This is a genomic window from Bartonella kosoyi (genome assembly GCF_003606325.2).
GTDB classification, from domain to species: Bacteria; Pseudomonadota; Alphaproteobacteria; order Rhizobiales; family Rhizobiaceae; genus Bartonella; species Bartonella kosoyi.
This window is the reverse complement of the sequence record NZ_CP031843.2, coordinates 438,931-461,397: the sequence shown is the minus strand read 5'-3', so window position 1 is coordinate 461,397 and position 22,467 is coordinate 438,931. Positions and strand designations below refer to the sequence as shown.

Here is a 22,467-nt window from a genome sequence, read left to right as displayed (position 1 = left end):
AAGTAGGTCGGGGAAAAGCGCAGAAATAAAGATATATGCAAATAAATTATGCAAATAAATGGAGTAACCATGGCTGAACAAAAGTCTCGCTACACTTATGAAGAGCTTCTAAGCTGCGCTCGCGGCGAAATGTTTGGTAAGGGTAATGCGCAATTGCCGGCACCGCCAATGTTGATGATTGATCGAATCACTCAAATCAGTGAAACTGGTGGAAAATACGATAAAGGAATGGTTCGTGCCGAATTTGATATTACGCCAGACCACTGGTTCTTTAATTGTCACTTTATAGGTGATCCCGTTATGCCAGGATGTCTTGGATTGGATGGTATGTGGCAATTAACAGGTTTTTTTCTTGGTTGGTTGGGAGAACCAGGGAAAGGGAGAGCGATATCAACAGGTGAAGTAAAATTATCAGGTATGGTAACACCACAAACCAAACTTCTTGAATATGGAATAGATTTCAAGCGTATTCGACGGGGAAATTTAGTCTTGGGAATAGCTGACGGATGGCTAAAAGCAAATGGAGAAACTATTTATAAAGCGAATGATTTGCGTGTTGCTTTATTCAAAGAAGATTGAATTTATTTTCATCAGGAAGAATTTTTTACTATTCTGTATGGAATAAGGAGGTATGAATGCGTCGTGTTGTTGTAACCGGAATGGGAATTGTTTCCGCGATTGGGAATGACCCCCAAGCCGTTTTAACCAGTTTACGTGAAGCAAAATCCGGAATTTCTTACGCGCCTCAATATGCTGAGTTAGGCTTTCGTAGCAGAGTTTACGGTAAACCTGATATTAATATAGAAGAACGCGTTGACCGACGTGCTTTACGTTTTCATGGACGTGGAACAGCCTGGAATCATATCGCCATGGATCAAGCAATTGCTGATGCTGGTTTAGAGCCTCACGAAGTATCAAACGAACACACAGGAATTATTATGGGTTCTGGAGGTGCTTCAACGCAGTCAATCGTAGAAGCAGCCGATATTACACGCCAAAAGGGTCCAAAACGTGTTGGGCCTTTTGTTGTGCCTAAAGCAATGAGTTCTACAGCATCTGCAACACTGGCAACTTTTTTTAAAATAAAAGGGGTCAACTATTCAATCTCTTCAGCTTGTGCTACCTCCAATCATTGTATTGGGAATGCTTATGAAATGATCCAATATGGTAAACAGGACCGTGTCTTTGCCGGTGGCTGCGAAGATTTGGATTGGACTCTCTCTGTTTTATTTGATGCTATGGGCGCTATGTCTAGCCGATATAATGACATCCCTCATAAAGCTTCACGGGCCTATGATGTTAATCGTGATGGATTTGTTATTGCTGGAGGTGCTGGCGTTTTAGTCCTTGAAGAACTAGAATGCGCTAAAGCCCGTGGAGCAAAAATCTACGGAGAAATCGTTGGGTATGGTGCGACATCCGATGGACATGATATGGTTGCACCATCAGGAGAGGGAGCAGAACGATGCATGCGCATGGCCCTTACAAAAGTCCACGATAAAATTGATTATATTAATCCCCATGCAACAGCAACACCTGTTGGGGATCCTCCTGAAATAGAAGCTATCCGCCGTATTTTTGGAGCAGGTGATCAGTGCCCCCCCATTTCTGCTACCAAATCTCTAACAGGCCATTCCTTAGGCGCCGCAGGTGTTCACGAAGCAATCTATACATTGTTAATGATGAACCATAATTTTATCTGTGAAAGTGCCCATATTGAAGAACTTGATCCAGCTTTTGCGGATATGCCAATTGTTCGTGAACGACGCGATCATCAACAACTGAATACCGTATTGTCAAATACTTTTGGCTTTGGCGGTACCAATGCAACGCTTATTTTTCAACGCTATGTATAAATGAAAGTTCTTAGTAATTGAAAAAAATACGGTCTTACGGAGAATAATATGAAAGGTTTGATGGAGGGCAAACGCGGCCTTATTATGGGAATTGCGAATGACCATTCAATTGCTTGGGGAATTGCCTGTCAACTCGCACAAGCAGGAGCTGAATTAGCCTTAACTTATCAAGGAGATGCTTTCGGAAAACGTGTGCAGCCTCTAGCTGATAAGCTTGGCTGCAAATTAGTTCTAGAGTGTGATGTTGAAAAAATTGAAAATGTTGACGACGTCTTTGAGAAACTTGAAAAAGAATGGAAAACGATTGATTTTATTGTCCATGCTATTGGTTTTTCAGATAAAAATCAGCTAAAAGGGCGTTACGTTGATGTTACAACACGTGAAAACTTTCAACGTACAATGGTTATTTCAGCTTATTCCTTTACTGAAATTGCTCAGCGTGCGGAGAAGCTTATGCCTCATGGAGGGGCACTTTTAACCCTTACTTATGGCGCCTCACAGCAAGTTGTCCCTAACTATAATATCATGGGAGTTGCTAAAGCTGCTTTAGAAGCTATGGTTCGTTATTTAGCGGCAGACTTTGGTCCGCAAAATATCCGCGTCAATGCAATTTCAGCTGGTCCTGTTAGAACCTTAGCGGGTAATGGTATTGCAGCTGCGCGTGCAATATTTTCACACCAACGACGTAATGCCCCATTACGTCGTACCGTGAATATTCATGAAATTGGAAAGTCCGCGCTTTATCTCCTCTCTGACTTATCATCAGGCGTTACAGGTGAAATCCACTATGTTGATTCGGGCTATAATATCATGTCTATGCCAATACTTGAAGAATTGAAAAAAACTGAAGACTCCCAAGAAGGATAAAAAACATCCGACTTCAAAAAATAAAATCGGTTATCTGTAAAGTACTTTGGTCGCACAATGATGAGCGCTTTCCCTACTAGATTGAATCTCATAGGGAAGACCTTCAGATCCAGTCTATTGCATATATGATTCTCACTAAGAAAACACAAACCAATTGTGTCATTGTTATCGTTTTGTGAAGTGTCTTATAAAAAACTGATCTATCTCTCCAATCCATTTTGCTAAAAAGCTTTGTGTTTTATGGTGTTGTTTTTCTAACAAAGCCCATGTTTTTTCTACAGCTTGTAAATCAACATCCACCCCCAAAATCGTAGCATATTTAGAATGAAATTAAGGCGTTTCGTGCTTTCTTTGCTGTTACAGCTTCTGGATGCTAGATATGTAATACCCTCCCCCCTATCTAGTATACAAAAGCTATTAAACGCACAAATAATATTGAAAATTGAATAATAGCAATGATATTTCTAGCTTAACTTTATATAAATAAGGTGCTACTCTCCCATGAGTTTTCTACTATTCTTCAAATATTATTGTGAGAGGCGTTTAAGAGAAAATTAAAATATCTCTTTCATTACATTAGACAAACATATGTAAGTGGAAATGATAGATTATTTTTAAAGAGATACTTAATAAGGGTCAAAACTTTTTATATTTCTGCCATATTTCATAAAAAATGGAATGATATGAATCTGTAATTTTCTACAATGTAATAGTCTTATACAATCATTAACAAAATCTATTTTATATTCCTATCATAGGATGTCGCTATTTGTTATGATTGAAATTATTTAAGAGTATAGGATAGTATTATATTTCGTCCTTGAGAGTGCGGCTTAGTAATGTGTTAGCCGCTTCAGTTATGTTTTTACCGCAATAGAGAATTTGATAAATTTGTTCTACAATAGGCATTTCTACCCCAATACGTTGTGCTAATGTATATACTTCCTTGGTATTTAAGTACCCTTCCACAACCTGACCAATTTGTTTCTCTGCTTTTTTTATATCTATTCCTTTACCAAGAAGTATTCCAAAACGGCGATTACGTGACTGATTATCAGTACATGTCAAAACCAGATCACCTAAGCCTGTCATTCCCATAAATGTGGAAAGCTCAGCCCCCATAGTACTCCCTAAACGACTGATTTCAGCTAATCCTCGTGTGATGAGAGCTATTCGTGCATTTGCCCCAAAACCCATGCCATCTGATATTCCTGCACCAATAGCAATAACATTTTTGACGGCTCCCCCTAATTGAACACCAATCATATCTGAGCTTTTATAAACTCTAAAACTTTTGTCACAATGAAAAAGTTGCTGCAATTCTTTACCAAACTCAACATTAGAAGCTGCTATCGTCATTGCAGTAGGCCAACCAATAGCGAGTTCTTTAGCAAAAGTTGGTCCAGAAAAAACAGCTAAAGGAATTTTTTCACCTAAAATCTCACGAGCAACTTCTTGTAAAAAACGTCCTGTACCATGTTCTAAGCCCTTCGTTGCCCAAATAACACGTGAATGTTGATCCAAATAAGGTTCAATATTATACAACACTTGATGAAATACATGGCTTGGAACAGCGATTAGTATATTATCACTTGCTGTTATTGCAGTTTCAAGCGACGCTTCAAGGAATAAATTTTCAGGAAATCGAACATCAGGTAAATATACTTGATTACAACGTTGTTCTTGTAATTTTTTGATGTGTTGAGAATTATATCCCCAAAGTAAAACATTATGACCATTACGAGCAAGAGCAATCGCTAATGCAGTACCAAAAGAACCAGCACCAATAACTGTCATTGCAATGGTTTTCATTAATTTTTCTGATTATTCTCTAAATTGTCGATTTCAGTTGCATATTATTGTTAAAATAACTTCACTGTTCTCTTTAATATGAATCCTTTAAAACTAAAATGTTACTTCTTCGTAGCTTTATCTTACACAACATAAAAATGTGTTTCTCACGCTCTCTTTATCTGTATTGAATTCTACAAATACCATCCTTTGTATATTCTACAAATAGCTCTTTATCTCAAAAATAAAAGCTTGACTAAATGCCCAATGGATCGTCTTGTTAAAAATATAAGTGCATTCAAAATTATGATATGCATTATATTGATATCTTACACTTAACACTCCTCTTCATATCCTACGAATCTTTGCAATAACCCCTGTAGAGCTGATACATGCCGCATCAGCTTCTACAGGTATTTCTCACTCCTATTCTACAGGAGTCTGCATACTTGGAACTTGTTCCATCGGCATTTCTGAACCAGGCGCTTGATCTACAGGAGTCTGCATACTTGGAACTTGTTCCATCGGCATTTCTGAACCAGGCGCTTGATCTACAGGAGTCTGCATACTTGGAACTTGTTCCATCGGCATTTCTGAGCCAGGCGCTTGATCTACAGGAGTCTGCATACTTGGAACTTGTTCCATCGGCATTTCTGAGCCAGGCGCTTGATCTACAGGAGCCTGCATACTTGGAACTTGTTCTATCGGCATTTCTGAGCCAGGCGCTTGATCTACAGGAGCCTGCATACTTGGAATTTGCTCCATGGAAATTTCTGAGTTCAGTATCTTTTCTGACTGTTTTCTTACAGATATATCTTTGTTTGATAACTGCCCAGATACTGAAGAACCATCCATTCTTGATATTTCTGGTTCAATAACACGTCCTGAACCACCCATCATATTATAATTCAAATGGGAAATAGCCCACCATGTACCTCCAATAATAACAAAAACGCAAATAGCAGCAAACCATAAAGCGCTTAAATTCCACTTGGCATCTGGACCAGAGTTCAAGTGTAAAAAGAAAACAATTTGTACTATAATTTGAATAATTGCCATCCCAATAAGATACGCAACCTTTGTACTAATTGCCCAACTTTCCATCATTCCATACATTACAGGAATAAAAGAACCCAAAGTGAAAAATACAGCCAGAATAAAACCGACCAAATAGGAACCAGTACTGGGACTATGTGTTTCATTTTGCATGCTCATCACAACGCTCCTAATAGATAAACCATGGTGAAAACACCAACCCATACAATATCAAGTAAATGCCAAAAAATGGAAAGGCATGCTAAACGTGTTTTATTATTCTGATCCAAACCATTACGACGAAGATGAAAAAACATCACAACCATCCAAAGAAGACCAACACTTACGTGAAGTCCATGGGTGCCAACCAAAGCAAAGAATGCTGACCAATAAGCAGAGAGAATTTCCCGACCAAAAAGCTGTAAACCTGTTGCAGGATCGATACCCGCATAAGCATTTGGATCATAATAAAAGACCTCACTCAATAATTCATGAAATTCATAAAGTTCCATACCAATGAAGCAACACCCAAATATAAAAGTAATGGCCATCCATAAACGCACACCACTGATGTTATTTTTATGTGCTTGTACCATTGCAAAACCATAAGTAACGGATGAAAACAATAAGAAAGCAGTCTCAACTAAAACAAACTTTAAATCTATAAATTCATTGCCCGCTTTACCGCCCCCATAAGAAGCAGAAAAGACAGCAAAACTTGAAAAAAGTGTCGAAAACAGGATCAAGTCTGAAAGAATATAGACCCAAAAACCAAACGTCATGACCGAGCTACTATCGTGGTGAAGTTTATCCACAGTACTCGCATTATTCATTGTTACTGCACTCATACTGTCACTCCTTGTTCTTTAAGAACAGCTGTAAAGGCATCTTCAGTTTTTTGTACTTCTTCAGCTGGAATATAATAACCATGGTGATCACCTGTTAATGAATGACACACAAGCGTTGCAACAAAACCAACCAGTCCGATCGCAACAAGCCACCAAATATGCCAAACAAGCGCGAAGCCAACAACTAACGAGAAGAAGCCAGCAATAATTCCAGCAGATGTATTCGATGGCATATGAATTTTTGTAAATCCACTTGTCGGGCGTTGATAACCACTTTTCTTCATATTCCAATAAGCATCATCAGACTTTATCTCTGGGAGAAGAGCAAAATTATAAGCAGGAGGCGGTGAAGAGGTAAACCATTCCAGTGTCCGTGCATCACCCCAAGAATCATTTAACGTTACCGGTAAGTGACCTTTATGCTTAATACCGTACCAAATTGCCAAAACAACCTGTAACACAAAACAAAGGATACCAAGTAAAATAATAAAAGCACCTAAAGCAGCAATAACAAACATTGGTTGCCAACTAGGTTCCATGTAATGCTGAAGACGACGCGTTGCTCCCATTAAACCAAGGGCATAAACAGGGAAAAAGGCAAGATAAAAACCAATAAACCAACACCAGAAAGATGCAATCCCTAGTATGCGATTTGGTTTATAACCAAAAACTTTTGGAAACCAAAAAGCAAGCCCAGCTAGATAAGCAAAAACAACGCCTCCGATAATCGTATGGTGAAAATGCGCTATCAAAAACAGCGAATTATGAAACTGCCAATCAGCAGGCACAATCGATAATAAAACACCGGTTAATCCACCACCAACAAAGGTAAAGATCATGCCCATGCACCACAGCATTGGAGGTTCAAAGCGTATCCTTCCTCTATACATTGTGAGCAACCAATTGAAAACTTTTACACCTGTTGGAACGGCAATAATCATCGTTGCGATACTAAAGAAGGTATTTACAGCTTCACCGCCACCCATTGTGAAGAAATGATGTCCCCAAACAAGAAGCGAAAGAATCAAAATAACCACCATAGCCCATATCATAGAAGTATAACCAAAAAGGCGTTTCGAGGAAAAAGTTGATACAACCTCAGAAACAATCCCAAAAGCAGGAACAACCAAAACATAAACCTCAGGATGACCAAAAACCCAAACATAGTTAATCCATACCATTGGATTTCCGCCACCAACATTGGTAAAGAAATTCATGCTCAGATAACGATCACAGGCCAAAAGTGCAAAAGCTACGGTTAAGACGGGATAAATAACTAAAATAAGGACATTACTGACAAAAGCGCTCCAACAAAAAACAGGCATTCTCATCATTGTCATTCCAGGAGCACGCATCTTAATCATTGTTGCAACAAAATTGACTGCCCCCATAGTTGTCGCAATACCAGAAAGCTGAAGTGACCATAAATAATAGTCTACCCCTGTATCTGGACTCGTTTGCAACTCTGTAAAAGGTGGATACATAAGCCAACCACCACGGCCAAAATTACCAACACCTAGTGATATATTAATCAAAATGGCTCCTGCAGCCGTAATCCAAAAACCTAGATTATTTGCAAAGGGAAAAGCAACATCACGCGCACCAATTTGAAGCGGTATAAGATAATTGAAAAGACCAAATAAAATGGGCGTAGCCATGAAAAAAATCATGATCGTGCCATGCGCCGAAAAAATTTGATCAAAATGCTCAGGGGGTAAATAACCCGCTGTTTCACTCCCAAGAGCTAAAGCTTGATGCGTTCGCATCATAAGTGCGTCCGCAAAACCGCGAACAAGCATAATAATTCCAAGAATTATATACATAATACCAATGCGTTTATGATCAACAGTTGTAATCCAATTTCGCCATAAAACTCCCCACCACCCAAGCGCTGTTAAAGCAAGAACAGCAACTAAACCAATCACAACAATCGCGATACATGTATACAAAACGATTGGTTCATGTGCAAGCGCATGAAAAGCACCTGCCGTAGGATCTGTAAGTCTTCCAAACATTTCTCAACCCATTTCAAATGAAATTCAAGTTTTAAAGAAACCTTATATCAAAAGGGCTCTTTCTCTACTGACCCTTTAAATAACATCAGGATCAAATACTGAACACAATGCACCCCACAGTGTCTGAGCAGCTGCACGTTTCATTAAATCTTCATTACATACCGTATTTTCATCGACACACCGATTAACAATACGATAGTAAAGTCGCTGCTCAACAGGTGCAAAATAACGCACTTCAGCATCTTTTTCCTTCGCAGCAATATCACCCATACGAGGCGCAATAGAAAGTTGACGATAAGATTTACGATCAAGCGCTCGACCATTAGCCCGAGCTTTTACAATCCAATCTTCAAAATCCTGCGAAGACACAGAGTGCCACTTAAACCGCATCCCTGAAAAACCATCACCGCTATAATTTGCTGAGGTCCCATTGAATACTCCCTGTTCTTCAGCGATCAAATGCAACTTAGCATTCATCTGTGGCATAGAGTAAAGAACTGTACCCAATTTAGGAACCCAAAAGGCATTGACAGAATTTTCTGACGTCAATTGCAATAAAACTTGACGTCTTTCAGGCGCGTAAATTTCATTAATCGATGCAACACCATATTGAGGATAAATAAAAACCCATTTCCAATCAAGAGCGACAGCATCAATCTGCAATGGCTCCCCTTCACCCACAACCTCTACTGGAAGAGGCTTTGCAGGCTCAAGCTTATAGGTATAATAAGCCGTTAATGAGCCCAAAACCATTACAATTACAATTGGGATACCCCACATTACAGCTTCAATTTTATTTGAATGCGCCCAATCAGGAGAATAGTTCGCTTTCGTATTCGATGCACGATATTTTATCGCTAAAAATACCACACTCACCATAACTGGAATGACAACGCAAAGCATAACAACCACACAAGCAACAATCAAAATGAGCTGTTGACGTGCTACGTAACCTGACGGTTGAAGGACATCCATTTTACAACCAGACAAAAGCAGCGCTCCCCCTAAAATCACAAGCATTTCTAATTGTCTAACAAAGCTTTTCATCTTTATTTACCCCCGTCATACGCACTAAAAATTGTCATAAATATAATACCTCGTATTGTACAGATTTGAAAATAATTATCAAGTGAATTCAATGCCTGTATTACTCTTATCCAACGCTTATTCTTTCACCTTTTACAATTTATTAATTGTTTTGCAATATATTCAAGCGCAAACCGATATCCATCACTTCCACATCCACTTATGATGGCGTCTACACCTGCCGATGTATAAGAATGGTGACGGAAAGTTTCCCGTTGATGAATATGGGATAAATGAACTTCTACTTTCGGACCTGAAAACATTTTTAGAGCATCAAGAAGCGCAACAGATGTATGACTGTAAGCCGCAGGGTTGATGATCAATCCAGAACTTAGCCCTATTGCTTCCTGTATCCATTCTACTAGCTGACCCTCATAGTTACTTTGATAAAAATTGATGATAACATCGGCTCTTTTCGCCCATTCTCTGCAACTTTTTTCAATATCTTTTAGAGTTTCAGTTCCATAAATTTTTGGCTCACGTTGACCCAGAAAATTTAAATTAGGACCATTTAAAATCGTTATCATAACAGACATATCAAGCCTTTTCTTCTCAACCATGACTTATTAAAAAATATTTAGCATGTTTTTTACAGCAATAAAGCGCCATCCTTAATCTCAAAAAATTCCGCGCGTCCTTTTAAGTCATCAAATAAAAGACGATCTGCTCCTGTCATAAATGTTTGCACAGATAAATCATCAAGAATATCAAATAAAGCAGCACGTCGATGTGAATCAAGATGCGCTGCCATTTCATCAAGAAGCAGAATGGGAGCCCTTTGTGATATCATACCTGTTAGACGTGCATGACATAAAACCAAACCTGTCAGTAGCGCTTTTTGTTCACCTGTTGAACAAGACGTTGCTGCTCTATTTTTATCCGCATAAAAAACTTGTAAATCTGTGCGATGTGGTCCTTCTAATGTCCGTCCAGCAGCACGATCCATTGCGCGATTACGCCGCAACAAATCACAAAATTGCTCTTCAACTTCAGTCGCTGATATATCACCAAGAGCTGTTTCTAAAAAACCATCAATTTGCAAAAAAGCGCGTGGAAAAGGTATCTGAGATGGCATTTGTGTAAACATGTCATTTAAAAGTCGAATAACATCAATACGCGCCGCGGAAATAGCTGTCGCTAATTCTGCCATCTGCTTTTCTAAAGCACTAAACCAAGCATTGTCTTCATTGCCATCCCAAAATAAACGATTCCGTGCACGCATCGCCTTATCATAATCAGCTATACGACGACTATGCAAAGGATCAATCGCCAAAACCATACGATCCAAAAAACGTCGGCGCTCAAGCGAAGGACCTGTAAAAAGACCATCCATAGATGGTGTTAATATACTAATATGACAATAATCTGTTAAGCAATCACTTGGCTCATTCACACCATCAATATGGACCTTTCGACTGTTATCGCTAACCTCCAAAGCAGTACCGATCTTTACTTCACCATAAAGAGCACATTCAAGACATGCAAATACAACAAATCCTTCACCGCCTCCATCTATAAAGCTAATGTCAGAATATGCAGCCCGTCGCAAACCACGACCTGGAGAAAGAAAAGATAACGCCTCTAAAAGATTTGTCTTACCAGCACCGTTGTGGCCAGTAAAAACCACATGCTGACCCGAAAAATGAATATTAAAAAAAGAATAATTGCGATAACGTAAAAGCTTCAGCTGCCTCACAGACACTTTGTGCACATGACTTTCCATGCATTGCAAAACAATTGCCCCTAAACGCGAATAGGCATCAGCACATAGAGTACATCCGCATCATCATTATCACGAATCAGAGCTGGCGCTCCAGCTTCAGCCAACATGAAAACCATCTCATCGCTTGAAAGCTGCCCAGCAATATCTAAAAGATAACGTGAATTAAACCCTATCTCAAGCGGTTCAGATGAGTAAGTTACGGATAATTGATCTTCCGCACTGCCCGAATCAGGACTATTAACAACAAGCCTTAACTGTCCATGCTCAATCGTTAACTTAACTGCACGCCCCCGATCACTTGAAATCGTTGAAACACGATCAACTGCAGAAGAAAAATCCTGTCTATTAACAACTAATTCTTTATCATTGCCAAGAGGAATAACACGTTGATAATCTGGAAATGTTCCATCAATTAACTTTGATGTAAAAATCACAGAACCTACAGAAAAACGAATCTTTGTCTCTGAAAGCTCTATACATACATCACCATCATTTTCTTCTGAAAGAAGTTTTTGCAACTCTCCTACAGCTTTACGAGGAACGATAACACCGGGCATTCCTTCAACGCCTGAAGGAGCTTCCATCTCAACTTGTGCCAAACGATGACCATCAGTTGCAACCAAACGCAGTTTCAAAACATCATCATTAATAACATGGAAGTAAATACCATTCAGATAATAGCGGGTTTCTTCAGTAGAAATGGCAAACTGCGTACAATCAAGTAAATGTTTCAACCCAGACGCAGACAGAGAAAAGCGATAACCAAACTGTCCAGGAAGCGACTCTGGAAAATCTGCTTTTGGCAGACATTGAAGTTGGAAATGTGCACAACCCGAAACAACGGACATTGCACTTGCTTGATTCTCATCGACGGATAATACAATTTCATTGCCATCAGGAAGTTTCCGAATGATATCATAGAGCAAATGCGCCGGAACAGTGGTTGCTCCAGCGTGCTCGACATTGACTGTAAAGGATTCTGTAACCTCTAAATCAAGATCTGTTGTCTTTAACTGCACATGGCCATTTTCTGCATCAATGAGCACATTCGATAAAATAGGAACAGTATTACGGCGCTCTACCACACGGTGAACACGACCAAGAGACTTGAGAAATTGATTGCGATCCACTGTAATACGCATAAAAGCCCCGTATGATTTACCAAAAACGATAAGAATTCCTTCGAATTAAAATAACAGATCCTTTTTTAAAGAATCATCCGCCAGAGTTTATTCAACCTCTTTTAAAATGGCAAGTCACTCCTGCATAAGAAAAAAACCTTTCATTAAATCCCTTAAAGTTTCTTCAAAAAAGAAATCATAAACCTTATACAGCCTGTTCTCCAATCAATCGCTTCAGTAATTCAAGTTCCTTGGCCAAGGTCTGATCACCACAAACTAAATCTTCAATTTTACGTACAGCGTGTAAAACTGTTGTATGATCACGTCCACCAAAACGGCGTCCTATTTCTGGCAATGAGCGAGGCGTTAATACTTTCGCTAAATACATCGCAACTTGCCGTGGCTTTACAACCGTCCGTGTTCGACGATTAGATAACAAGTCCTGTTTAGAAACGTTATAATGGCGCGCTACCGTACGCTGAATTTCTTCAATCCGAATACGTTTAGGTTCACCAGGACGTGTCAAATGACCTAATAACTCATCAATCCGTTCTAAAGATAGATTAGATTCAAAAGATTGACGAAATAAGAGCTGGTTAAATGCGCCTTCAATATCGCGTCCTGACCCTAAAACCGTTTTTGCAATATATTCCAGAACATCATCAGAAATGGATATCATGCTATCATCTTGCTTTGCCCCCTTCAACCGCTGGCGCAACATTTGCAAACGCATTTCATAATCCGGTGCTTCAATTTCAAGGGCTACCCCTCCCTGAAGACGAGACCGAACCCGAAGATCAAGCGATTCTAATTCCGCTGGCGGACGATCTGCAGCAACAACAACCTGTTTTGCACTATCAAGCAACATATTAAGTAAATGGCAAAATTCATGTTGTATCGACTTACCTTGCAAAAACTGCATATCATCAATAATCAAAAGGTCTATATCGCGAAGCTGCTCTTTAAAAGAAAGAGCATCATTATCACGAATAGCTGTTGCAAAACGCCACATAAAATATTCAGCCGTTAAATAAATAACACGTGCAGATGTTAAACGCTTCAATGCAGAAGCGGCAATCGCTTGAAGCAAATGTGTTTTTCCTAAACCAACAGACGCGTGAATAAAAAGAGGATTAAAACGCAAAGCACTTTTATGCCCCTCTGCAATTGAACGTGCTGCCGCTAAAGCAACGCGATTAGATGCCCCCTCAACAAAGCTTTCAAAAGTATAGCGAGAATCAAGGGGAGATCCAAAAACCCCCGCTTGAGAACTTTTGACTGAATGCTCCGCACAATTCTCAACAAAAGATGAAGTCGCCGGCTCCTCCAGCACAACAGAAGGCGCACTTGTTTTACAAACAACATCTCTTGAAACCCGTTCCATACCGCGAACGATGACTTCAACACGAAGAATTGCTGAGTTCTCTTGTTTCCATAAATGAGTCAAAAGAGAACCATAGTGATTATTAATCCATGAACGTAAAAAAGCTGTAGGAACAGAAAGCTTTACAAGAGTATGGCTATACTCAGCAAGCTTCACACGACCAAACCAACTGGTATAAGCTTCAACGCCAACCTGCGCCTTTAATTGTGCCATAACACGTACAAAAGCCGCCGTACTCTCCTCCTCTGAAACAATAGAATGCCCTATAGAAGCACTTCTACAAACAACCCCATCACTCTCTGTCATCCTATTCTTTATTATGTTCTCTGCCGACAGGATATTCACCGAAACCCTTTTAAAGGAACTAGCTTTAGAGTTCAATTTATCCACCATCTTCCATCCTGATAAAAATAAAATTTTGTCCTGCCAAACAGCTAAAACAAATCTAGCGAAGGCAAAACGCCCTACCCCAAATAAGATTACTCACCCTCCCCTAGGATAGCCTCATCACAACCCCACTAACAAAGATGACCAATAAGATTTACTTGCACTCATGATATGATCCACCCTTCTAAAATGGTAAACATACCAACTAAGAGAACTAAAAAACCATCAAAAAACCTACCCAACACAAAAGCTTTTAAAAAGCTTGAACCAAAGATTTTATATTTAACAAAATACAGGATAATGTGCTGATGTGACCCCTTCATACTTTTTAGTCTTCATGAGAACCATACAAAACAGCAGAGGTAAAATGCAAGAGGTCAAAATAAAATCAAAAGCTCCCAAAAAATGCTGTAAAAATGCTTATTTCAATGAGGAATGAGAAAAATTATTGATTCAATTCATTTTTTTTCTCTGAATTTACCAATCATTAAAGAATCTCTTCAGATTAAAAAAAAAAAATAAAATGCTTGACAAAAAAGACTCTGTAAAAATCCACAAAGCTTGTGGATAACCATACTCCCCCTATAAACTTTTTCTCCTCTTTCAAAAGGAGAATCGCTGTCGATTCTCATTTTCAATAGAAACTTTTTGAAATAATAAATAAAAAGCCAGTACCCTTACGGATACTGGCTTGTTTCTTAATAAAATAGAAAAAGCTTAAACGCTGAGAGCCTTCAAACGTTTCGCTAAACGCGATACTTTCCTCGCAGCAGTATTTTTATGAAAAACCCCTTTAGAAACCGCACGCATAATCTCAGGCTCAAAATTCTTAAATGCAATTTCTGCAGACGCCTTATCACCCCCTGCTAAAGCATCATCAAACTTACGCATAAAAGTACGAACGCGTGAACGGCGGGCCTTATTAACCTGTGTGCGTGCAGCAACCTTGCGCACCGCTTTTCGAGCAGAAGGTGTATTCGCCATAAATATAATCTCTCTTTCAACACATTGGTAAAATAAGTCTCAATAACAATTCTACCAATGTAAACAAACCTAACTCAAGCAAAACTATAAAGCTGCTTATAACTCATGTGGTTTATAGCGCAATGTCAAAGCCAACGTCAATTAAATTTTCAAAGACAGACATAAAAAACGAAGCCAAATTCTTTGATCGGCAACTTTATAGCTTAATCGTTTGAAGATATTCTTCAACAAACAAAGGCATTTAAATGGCTAGCTTACGCAAAACATATTGCAAAATTCCACCATGATGCAAATAATCTAGCTCATCTTCCGTATCAATACGGCATAATAATGGAACGGTTTTTACCGTATCATCAGAAAAAGTAATTTTCGCTACAGTCTTTTGACGAGGTTTCAAATTATGAATCCCTTCAATTGTTACCTTTTCATCTCCCTTTAAGCCTAAAGATTTCCAACTTAGCCCCTCCTCAAAGACAAAAGGGACAATGCCCATACCAACAAGATTAGAGCGATGAATCCTTTCAAAGGATTGCACAATAACCGCTTTGACACCAAGAAGATTGGTCCCCTTGGCGGCCCAATCACGTGATGATCCATTACCATATTCAATCCCCGCAAAAACAACGAGCGGGATACCTTCTTGTTTATACGCCATTGCTGCATCGTAAATGGTTTGTTCTACCGTTGATGGATAATGAACTGTATAACCGCCTTCTCGACCATTTTCTCCTAACATAAAATTACGAATGCGGATATTAGCAAAGGTTCCACGAACCATAACTTCATGATTCCCACGACGCGTCCCATATTGATTAAAATCAGCCACATGAACACCATGATCCATCAAATACTTTCCAGCAGGAGAAGCTGCCTTAATAGAACCAGCAGGAGAAATATGATCTGTCGTGATTTTATCACCAAACAAACCTAAAATCCGCGCATCCTTAATATCTGGTAAGACATTAGGCGTTTTCTGCATATCATAAAAATAAGGTGGATTACGGACATAGGTGGATTGCTCATCCCAAGAATAGGTAGCCCCCGTAGGGATTTGAACTTTTTGCCAATTTTCATCTCCCTTAAAGACATCTGCATATTTTTCGGCAAAAACCTTACGCGTAACATTTTCTTCGATAAACGCCTGTATTTCTTGAGAAGTTGGCCAAATATCTCTCAAGTAAATCGGTTGACCATCTGAATCTTCCCCAAGAGGCTCCTTGGTTAAATCTTTACGCACCGTCCCGACAAGTGCATGTGCAACAACTAATGGGGGTGAAGCTAAATAATTCGCTTGCACATCAGGGGAAACACGTCCTTCAAAATTACGATTTCCTGAAAGAACTGCAGCTGCAATAACACCATTGTCATTAATCGTTTTGGAAATAGCTGGATGCAAAGGACCAGAATTTCCAATACATGTCGTGCATCCAAACCCTACTAAGTTAAATCCTAATGTATCTAAATCTTTTTGAAGACCCGAATTTTTAAGGTAAGCTTCAACGACTTGTGAACCAGGTGCAAGGGAAGTTTTTACCCATGGTTTGCTTTTGAGACCTTTTGCCACTGCATTTCGTGCCAAAAGACCTGCTGCAATAAGAACACTTGGATTCGATGTATTTGTACAGGAAGTAATCGCAGCGATCACCACATCACCGTGACTAAGCGTATATTCTTCTCCTTCAACCGGATAATGTGCATCTTGTCCTGAAGTTTTCTTATAGTCTTCAACCAATGCCCTCTCAAAACCTTGTCCAACATTTTCCAATGCAATACGTCCTTCAGGACGTTTAGGACCAGCCATTGAAGGAACAACTGTTCCCATATCTAATTCAATTGTATCACTAAAAATGGGATTAGCCACCCTTTCGTCATGCCACATCCCTTGTGCTTTGGCGTAAGCCTCCACTAAGGCAATTCGATTTTCATCACGCCCTGTCATATTGAGATAACGTACTGTCTCTTTATCAATTGGAAAAAAGCCACAGGTTGCTCCATATTCAGGTGCCATATTCCCAATCGTTGCCCGATCAGCAAGAGTCATATGCTCCAAACCAGGGCCAAAAAATTCAACAAATTTACCAACAACGCCCTTTTGGCGGAGCATTTGGGTCACCGTCAATACGAGATCGGTAGCTGTGACACCTTCTTTAAGTTTTCCTATTAGGCGAAAACCAATCACTTCAGGTAACAACATAGAAACGGGCTGGCCTAACATTGCCGCTTCGGCTTCAATGCCACCAACACCCCAACCTAAAACACCCAAACCATTGACCATCGTCGTGTGAGAATCAGTTCCCACGCAGGTATCAGGATAAACCGTCTCATCCCCCTCTTCACTCTTCATCCACACGCATTGTGCTAAATATTCAAGGTTAACCTGATGACAAATCCCCGTACCTGGAGGAACAACACGAAAATTTTGAAAGGCTTGTTGTCCCCATTTCAGGAAACGATAACGTTCACCATTGCGCTCATATTCATGCTCAACGTTTTCCTTAAAAGCCATGGGCGTGCCAAAATCATCAACAATAACTGAGTGATCAATGACGAGATCAACGGGTATGAGAGGATTAATTTTTTCAGCGTTTCCACCAAGTTTGACCATAGCATCACGCATTGCAGAAAGATCAACAACCGCCGGAACACCAGTAAAGTCTTGCATAAGAACACGTGCAGGACGGTAGGCGATTTCTGCCCCTGCGCTCCCTTTGTCGCTTAACCATTTAGCAACATTGAGGATATCCTCTTTTTTAACCGTGCGCCCATCTTCAAAGCGCAATAAATTTTCGAGAATCACTTTCATCGAAAACGGCAAACGCGAAATCCCTTCAAGTCCATTCTTCTCCGCTTCGATCAAGCTATAATAAGTATATTCTTTGCCACCAACATTTAACATTCTGCGACAATTAAAGCTATCAATGTGAGTCATGACTGTCCACCCTCATACTAAAAACCACCCAATTTCCAGGAATGAACAACACAAACTACGAGTCAAGGTCGCAGCCTGAGCGCAGACGCAATTACCTCCGCTATCCACTTCCCCCTCCACCTTTCATAGGTAAATGCGGAAATCAGCGCCAGAAACCATTCTACACCAGATCTTGATGTAACGCACCCCTTATAGAACTATTTCTAGAACTATTCTAGATACAATTGCATAAAAAACGTGTTTTTTTATTCTATAATGCAATAAAGAATAGGAAAATAAAAAATAGGCAATCACATGATGTTATCAGGCAAAGATTTAGCAGCTTACAGAAACGGAGAAATTCTGTTTAAAGATCTTTCTTTTCGCCTATTTCCACAGCAACTGATGACAATCACCGGCCCAAATGGCATCGGAAAATCGACATTACTCCGAATCATTGTTGGTCTTCTTGAAGCCTCTGAAGGTCATATCGTCCTTAAAGACTATGAACAAAGATACTCTGTTGCCACTGCGTGCCATTATCTCGGGTCTCAAAATGCTATGAAACCTTTCTTATCTGTCATTGAGAATTTGCAATTTTGGGCAGCGTTTTATGGACAACCTCTCTACTCCCCCTATGAAGCCCTTGCCGATATTGGTCTTTCTGATCTTGAATATTTACCCTTTAAGACTCTGTCAACAGGACAACAAAGGCGTGTCGCTCTTGCTCGCCTTTTGCTCTCCTATCGTCCTATTTGGATTTTAGATGAACCAATGTCAGGGCTTGATAGCCATGCTCAGAAACGCCTTACTCGTATTTTCCAGCGTCATCTCAATCAAGGTGGTATGATTATCGCCGCAACCCATCATTCTTTAGGTATTCCAGAAAACCATAAATTTGCTCTGGAAAAATTTTTACCTCTCTAGGAGAGAATAAAATGAAAGCACTGTTCTGGCGTGATCTTAAACTATTATTAGCGCCACAAGCCTCTTCGCTAACAGGACTATTGTTTTTCATCGCTATTGTGATCATAACCCCCTTTGCCATTGGACCAGATCCCAAAATTCTTGCACAAATAGGACCAGGAATATTGTGGTTCGGTGCCCTTCTTGCAGGACTCCTTAATCTGAACAAACTTTTTCAAATTGATCGCGATGATGGCAATCTCGATCAATTTATTCTTTCGGGGCAAAGACAAAGTTTTATGCTCATTATCTTTACTAAATGCATCGCCCATTGGGTAGGAACAATGCTTCCTCTTATTTTTGCTACGCCTATTTTGGCTCTCATGCTCCACTTAGATGTAACGATAACTTTTACAACAATACTTACCCTTGTATGCGGAACACCCGCTATTATTTTTATTGGTGCCATAGGAGCAGCACTTGCAAGCTCATTGTTGCATAGCACTCTTCTTATTTTCGTTATTATCCTGCCGTGGATCATTCCAATTATGATTTTTGGTGTTTCAGCAGCTACAGCCCCAACAAATCCAAATGCTTCTTTTCTCACTTCCCTAGCTCTTCTTAGTGCTTTTTCACTTTTTTTGAGTCTTTTTAGCTCTTTTATTGCCGCTCTAACGCTCAAGCTTTTGTCAGAATAATAAAAGATGATTGCCGCATAGCAAAACTATGCCTATGATGAATTTCATGAATGAAATATCTCACACACATAAAATGAGGTCACTCCCTATAAGTTTTACCCGTTTCATGAAAATAAGCAAAATGGTTTTGCCTTGGTTCGCCGGCATAACCTTGTGTCTTCTTATCTTAGGGCTTATTCTCGTCATGCATTCCCCTGATGACTATCAACAGGGGATTACTGTTAAAATTATGTACCTTCATGTACCTTTTGCGTGGTTGTCTACATTCTGTTACATAACGATGAGTGCAGCGGCATTAGCAAATCTGATTTGGAAATATCATCTTCCTGATGTGGCACTCAAATGTGGTGCACCCATTGGAGCAATTTTTACTGCCTTGGCTCTCATGACAGGAGCCCTTTGGGGAAGACCTACATGGGGAACATGGTGGGTATGGGATGCACGGTTAACATCGGTTTTAATTCTGCTTTTTATCTATCTTGCCATTATCCTTCTTGGACGTGCTTTTGACAACCAAGTAAAAGCCGCTCGTGCTACTGCAATTCTCACACTTGTTGGATTTGTTAATATTCCTATTATTAAATTTTCCGTTAACTGGTGGAACACATTGCATCAACCAGCATCACTGTTACGTGCTGGTGGACCAACAATCGACAATGCTATGTTATGGCCCCTTATAACCATGTTATGTTGTTTCATCTTTATGTTTATTACGCTCTATTTGATGGCTATGCGAAATGAAATTAATCGTCGTTATATTCAAATACTTCAGATTAAAAAATCCCGTCGTGCACAACAACAGGACTCTTCATCATGCTCGACCTAAATGGCATCCACAGTGGACTTTTAGGAAACTTATCTCAGAAAATTGATTTTTTCCTTGGCTCCCTTAAACACGAGGAAATCGTTGTTTTAAGCTATATGCTCTCCGCAATATCCCTCCTCTTTCTTATTGGCTATATTCTTTGCAAAGCCTTCTACCAAAAAAAAATTCTCCAACAGCTAAACAAAAAAGAGTTTTCACAAAAAGAAAAATACGATGAAGAACATCCCTCCAAAACTTAAAAAAAATATACCTTTACCTGTTTTATTTATTCTTTTTGGACCATTTGTGCTTTTTCTTCTTCTCATGATGTTTTTTCTCAACTTTATGGATAAAAAATATCCTCAAAATTCTTCTCTTCTCCCAAATGTATTGGCTGGAAAACCTGCCCCCAATACGCATCTTCCTCTTCTTGATCAGGCAGGTTATCTTCATTCAAAACAGTTTAAAGGACGTGTCACATTGATCAATTTTTGGAGTTCTTGGTGTTTACCCTGTCGCGAAGAGCATCCTCTTCTTATGAAAATTGCACAAGATAAACGTTTTGATCTAATTGGTATTAACTATAAGGATAACAAAGCAAACGCCCTGCGCTTTTTAAATAATTTTGGTAATCCTTTTAAATTGATTGGCTTCGATATTTCAGGATATACAGCCATTGACTGGGGGGTATATGGCCCCCCAGAAACCTTTCTCTTGAATAAAAAGAGCATCATTATTGCCAAACATATTGGTCCCTTAACATGGCAAATTTATCAAACAAAAATTCTACCAAAAATTGAACAAGCGCTCATGACAGAAGAAAAATAAAATATCCACATATTGATTTGTAAATAAAAAATAAGAAAAAACGAAAATCATGTTGAAGTCTTATAGCTCTTTTAACAGAAAACCGTTCCTTTTTAGAAAGTAAACTTCCACTAAATTAAAAGCATCAATAGAAGGAAGTAATTTAACAATATCTGATTTCAAAGTACGTTTAAAACTTACAGTATTTTTCCAAGTCTTTTAAAAAAATAACCTCATTGTCAATTAAAGAGGCGTTTTTGAAAAATTTAGAAAGATTTTATTCAAAAAAACGGCGGCAAGATGTGTAATGCAGCGCTACGCAACTAACATCACTCAATTTATTCGCATAAATACTCAACATATCCATGTAATTCAAATTTCGATTGAGAGAATAAATAAAAACAACTTCATTCGAACATACATCAATAAAGTGAGAGACTAACGCCTCTCAAACTCTCTGTACGCTCACAAAAATCATGCGCTCAGATCCGCTTTTATCGAAGGGACTAATAATCTTAGTTTTTTAGGATCAAGGAAACGCCTACAGGATGCCTAATGGTCCTTGATCCAAAACCAAACGGATTGATTTTGTCCTTCTCATGCAACTCCCCAATCATGATCAAATAAAAAAAATCTCTTTTGACGCTAAATTTAACCATACAATGCATTCGATGAAATAAAAACTCTACGTTTTAAAAGTTACAGGCTCTCACAAAGCTTTTTTAGCCTAAAAGATAGTTGTAGTTTATAAAGATCATTTTAAAAAACATCACAAACTAAAAAAGCGTATTTTATTTATACACTTCTGAAAATGTCTTTCTCTGTAAAATTTTTGAAGGTGCAATTATACCTTTACGTAATTTTAGGATGCAAAATATATATCAAAAAAATGATATTTTCTCGATTTTAGCGTCTATAAGAAACTTCTCAAAATATCATGATTTTGGATATATTTGTTTCTATTGATTATAATAATTTCCCTTGCGGATCTTTTTTAAATTGAAACTCAACTGCTGTAACTTTCTTCCCAATTTTGGTGAACTTCCAAGCAATTTTCCAGCTATCTTTTTTGTTTAGTTCTCTCATGACTGGCTCGATAATACGACATTTAATGTTATTAAAATTTTTGCGTTGTTTTTCTGCGCAATCCATTGAAATACAAAAATCATCAATTGTATACTTGTAGTACCTAAATCTTTTAAGCACGTTAATAATTCTAATAAACGCCATGAATAGATAAAACGGA

20 protein-coding genes are annotated in these 22,467 nt (G+C 39.0%); 8 read left to right on the top strand and 12 right to left on the bottom strand.

The genetic code is table 11. The features are described from left to right. Positions 1-69: 69 nt before the first annotated feature. Genes fabA through fabI form a run of 3 tightly spaced genes read left to right on the top strand, consistent with a single transcriptional unit; the run spans position 70 to position 2,723 of the window. Positions 70-579 carry a 3-hydroxyacyl-[acyl-carrier-protein] dehydratase FabA gene (gene fabA / locus D1093_RS01960; protein WP_120100320.1) on the top strand — a complete coding sequence of 170 codons (510 nt, stop codon included), beginning with the start codon at positions 70-72 and terminating at the stop codon, positions 577-579. A gap of 56 nt (positions 580-635) precedes the next feature. Beyond that, positions 636-1,856, top strand: coding sequence for a beta-ketoacyl-ACP synthase I (gene fabB, locus D1093_RS01955; protein WP_120100319.1), 1,221 nt, complete (start codon positions 636-638; stop codon positions 1,854-1,856). Between the two features lie 48 nt (positions 1,857-1,904). After that, a complete protein-coding gene (gene fabI, locus D1093_RS01950) occupies positions 1,905-2,723 on the top strand; it encodes an enoyl-ACP reductase FabI (RefSeq protein WP_005774468.1) in 819 nt (272 codons plus the stop codon). 807 nt (positions 2,724-3,530) lie between these two features. Here fabI and gpsA read toward each other — a convergent pair. The 11 genes from gpsA to acnA all read right to left on the bottom strand — a co-directional run bounded on the left by gpsA (position 3,531) and on the right by acnA (position 18,026). Then, entirely contained in the window at positions 3,531-4,535 is a 1,005-nt protein-coding gene (gene gpsA / locus D1093_RS01945; protein WP_120100317.1) for an NAD(P)H-dependent glycerol-3-phosphate dehydrogenase, read from the bottom strand. Between the two features lie 405 nt (positions 4,536-4,940). Next, positions 4,941-5,729: a cytochrome o ubiquinol oxidase subunit IV gene (cyoD, locus tag D1093_RS01940; protein ID WP_120100315.1), complete on the bottom strand. Its 789-nt coding sequence runs from the start codon at positions 5,727-5,729 to the stop codon at positions 4,941-4,943. Continuing rightward, a complete protein-coding gene (locus D1093_RS01935; RefSeq protein WP_120100314.1) occupies positions 5,729-6,397 on the bottom strand; it encodes a cytochrome (ubi)quinol oxidase subunit III in 669 nt (222 codons plus the stop codon). Before D1093_RS01935 ends, cyoD begins: the two co-directional genes overlap by 1 nt. Further along, the gene (gene cyoB, locus D1093_RS01930; protein ID WP_120100312.1) at positions 6,394-8,412 is read right to left on the bottom strand and encodes a cytochrome o ubiquinol oxidase subunit I; all 2,019 of its coding nucleotides are present in this window, start codon (positions 8,410-8,412) and stop codon (positions 6,394-6,396) included. Before cyoB ends, D1093_RS01935 begins: the two co-directional genes overlap by 4 nt. 75 nt (positions 8,413-8,487) lie before the next feature. Then, on the bottom strand, positions 8,488-9,459 hold the full coding sequence (cyoA, locus tag D1093_RS01925; RefSeq protein WP_120100310.1) for a ubiquinol oxidase subunit II: 972 nt from the start codon (positions 9,457-9,459) through the stop codon (positions 8,488-8,490). Positions 9,460-9,584: 125 nt separating this feature from the next. Beyond that, positions 9,585-10,034: a type II 3-dehydroquinate dehydratase gene (aroQ, locus tag D1093_RS01920; protein ID WP_120100308.1), complete on the bottom strand. Its 450-nt coding sequence runs from the start codon at positions 10,032-10,034 to the stop codon at positions 9,585-9,587. 53 nt (positions 10,035-10,087) lie between these two features. Then, entirely contained in the window at positions 10,088-11,221 is a 1,134-nt protein-coding gene (gene recF, locus D1093_RS01915; protein WP_120100306.1) for a DNA replication/repair protein RecF, read from the bottom strand. Positions 11,222-11,241: 20 nt separating this feature from the next. Then, positions 11,242-12,363 carry a DNA polymerase III subunit beta gene (gene dnaN / locus D1093_RS01910; protein WP_120100305.1) on the bottom strand — a complete coding sequence of 374 codons (1,122 nt, stop codon included), beginning with the start codon at positions 12,361-12,363 and terminating at the stop codon, positions 11,242-11,244. A gap of 184 nt (positions 12,364-12,547) precedes the next feature. Then, positions 12,548-14,119, bottom strand: a complete 1,572-nt coding sequence (dnaA, locus tag D1093_RS01905; RefSeq protein WP_120100303.1) for a chromosomal replication initiator protein DnaA — start codon at positions 14,117-14,119, stop codon at positions 12,548-12,550. A 711-nt stretch (positions 14,120-14,830) separates the two neighbouring features. After that, positions 14,831-15,097, bottom strand: coding sequence for a 30S ribosomal protein S20 (rpsT, locus tag D1093_RS01900; RefSeq protein ID WP_012230450.1), 267 nt, complete (start codon positions 15,095-15,097; stop codon positions 14,831-14,833). 241 nt (positions 15,098-15,338) lie between these two features. Continuing rightward, positions 15,339-18,026 (bottom strand): aconitate hydratase AcnA, encoded by a 2,688-nt coding sequence (acnA, locus tag D1093_RS01895; RefSeq protein WP_120100301.1) that lies wholly within the window; start codon positions 18,024-18,026, stop codon positions 15,339-15,341. A gap of 294 nt (positions 18,027-18,320) precedes the next feature. Here acnA and ccmA point away from each other — a divergent pair, with 294 nt between their 5' ends. The 5 genes from ccmA to D1093_RS01870 are packed head-to-tail and all read left to right on the top strand — an operon-like array spanning position 18,321 to position 21,242. Next, positions 18,321-18,932, top strand: a complete 612-nt coding sequence (ccmA, locus tag D1093_RS01890) for a heme ABC exporter ATP-binding protein CcmA (protein ID WP_120100300.1) — start codon at positions 18,321-18,323, stop codon at positions 18,930-18,932. 11 nt (positions 18,933-18,943) lie between these two features. After that, the gene (gene ccmB / locus D1093_RS01885; protein ID WP_012230447.1) at positions 18,944-19,609 is read left to right on the top strand and encodes a heme exporter protein CcmB; all 666 of its coding nucleotides are present in this window, start codon (positions 18,944-18,946) and stop codon (positions 19,607-19,609) included. Between the two features lie 46 nt (positions 19,610-19,655). After that, positions 19,656-20,435, top strand: a complete 780-nt coding sequence (locus D1093_RS01880; protein WP_120102284.1) for a heme ABC transporter permease — start codon at positions 19,656-19,658, stop codon at positions 20,433-20,435. Then, positions 20,423-20,674: a hypothetical protein gene (locus tag D1093_RS10115; RefSeq protein WP_120100298.1), complete on the top strand. Its 252-nt coding sequence runs from the start codon at positions 20,423-20,425 to the stop codon at positions 20,672-20,674. The genes D1093_RS01880 and D1093_RS10115 overlap by 13 nt, the downstream gene beginning before the upstream one ends. After that, the gene (locus tag D1093_RS01870) at positions 20,649-21,242 is read left to right on the top strand and encodes a DsbE family thiol:disulfide interchange protein (RefSeq protein ID WP_120100297.1); all 594 of its coding nucleotides are present in this window, start codon (positions 20,649-20,651) and stop codon (positions 21,240-21,242) included. The genes D1093_RS10115 and D1093_RS01870 overlap by 26 nt, the downstream gene beginning before the upstream one ends. 945 nt (positions 21,243-22,187) lie before the next feature. Here the strand turns inward: D1093_RS01870 and D1093_RS10585 are convergent. Beyond that, on the bottom strand, positions 22,188-22,373 hold the full coding sequence (locus D1093_RS10585) for a hypothetical protein (protein WP_425290659.1): 186 nt from the start codon (positions 22,371-22,373) through the stop codon (positions 22,188-22,190). Positions 22,374-22,467: the final 94 nt, after the last annotated feature.

What these genes read in the sequence shown, in the direction of transcription:
- fabA (WP_120100320.1), top strand. Translation starts at nt 70, where the DNA reads ATGGCTGAACAAAAGTCTCGCTACACTTATGAAGAGCTTCTAAGCTGC.
- fabB (WP_120100319.1), top strand. Translation starts at nt 636, where the DNA reads ATGCGTCGTGTTGTTGTAACCGGAATGGGAATTGTTTCCGCGATTGGG.
- fabI (WP_005774468.1), top strand. Translation starts at nt 1,905, where the DNA reads ATGAAAGGTTTGATGGAGGGCAAACGCGGCCTTATTATGGGAATTGCG.
- gpsA (WP_120100317.1), bottom strand. Translation starts at nt 4,535, where the DNA reads ATGAAAACCATTGCAATGACAGTTATTGGTGCTGGTTCTTTTGGTACT.
- cyoD (WP_120100315.1), bottom strand. Translation starts at nt 5,729, where the DNA reads ATGAGCATGCAAAATGAAACACATAGTCCCAGTACTGGTTCCTATTTG.
- D1093_RS01935 (WP_120100314.1), bottom strand. Translation starts at nt 6,397, where the DNA reads ATGAGTGCAGTAACAATGAATAATGCGAGTACTGTGGATAAACTTCAC.
- cyoB (WP_120100312.1), bottom strand. Translation starts at nt 8,412, where the DNA reads ATGTTTGGAAGACTTACAGATCCTACGGCAGGTGCTTTTCATGCGCTT.
- cyoA (WP_120100310.1), bottom strand. Translation starts at nt 9,459, where the DNA reads ATGAAAAGCTTTGTTAGACAATTAGAAATGCTTGTGATTTTAGGGGGA.
- aroQ (WP_120100308.1), bottom strand. Translation starts at nt 10,034, where the DNA reads ATGTCTGTTATGATAACGATTTTAAATGGTCCTAATTTAAATTTTCTG.
- recF (WP_120100306.1), bottom strand. Translation starts at nt 11,221, where the DNA reads ATGGAAAGTCATGTGCACAAAGTGTCTGTGAGGCAGCTGAAGCTTTTA.
- dnaN (WP_120100305.1), bottom strand. Translation starts at nt 12,363, where the DNA reads ATGCGTATTACAGTGGATCGCAATCAATTTCTCAAGTCTCTTGGTCGT.
- dnaA (WP_120100303.1), bottom strand. Translation starts at nt 14,119, where the DNA reads ATGGTGGATAAATTGAACTCTAAAGCTAGTTCCTTTAAAAGGGTTTCG.
- rpsT (WP_012230450.1), bottom strand. Translation starts at nt 15,097, where the DNA reads ATGGCGAATACACCTTCTGCTCGAAAAGCGGTGCGCAAGGTTGCTGCA.
- acnA (WP_120100301.1), bottom strand. Translation starts at nt 18,026, where the DNA reads ATGACTCACATTGATAGCTTTAATTGTCGCAGAATGTTAAATGTTGGT.
- ccmA (WP_120100300.1), top strand. Translation starts at nt 18,321, where the DNA reads ATGATGTTATCAGGCAAAGATTTAGCAGCTTACAGAAACGGAGAAATT.
- ccmB (WP_012230447.1), top strand. Translation starts at nt 18,944, where the DNA reads ATGAAAGCACTGTTCTGGCGTGATCTTAAACTATTATTAGCGCCACAA.
- D1093_RS01880 (WP_120102284.1), top strand. Translation starts at nt 19,656, where the DNA reads ATGAATGAAATATCTCACACACATAAAATGAGGTCACTCCCTATAAGT.
- D1093_RS10115 (WP_120100298.1), top strand. Translation starts at nt 20,423, where the DNA reads ATGCTCGACCTAAATGGCATCCACAGTGGACTTTTAGGAAACTTATCT.
- D1093_RS01870 (WP_120100297.1), top strand. Translation starts at nt 20,649, where the DNA reads ATGAAGAACATCCCTCCAAAACTTAAAAAAAATATACCTTTACCTGTT.
- D1093_RS10585 (WP_425290659.1), bottom strand. Translation starts at nt 22,373, where the DNA reads ATGGATTGCGCAGAAAAACAACGCAAAAATTTTAATAACATTAAATGT.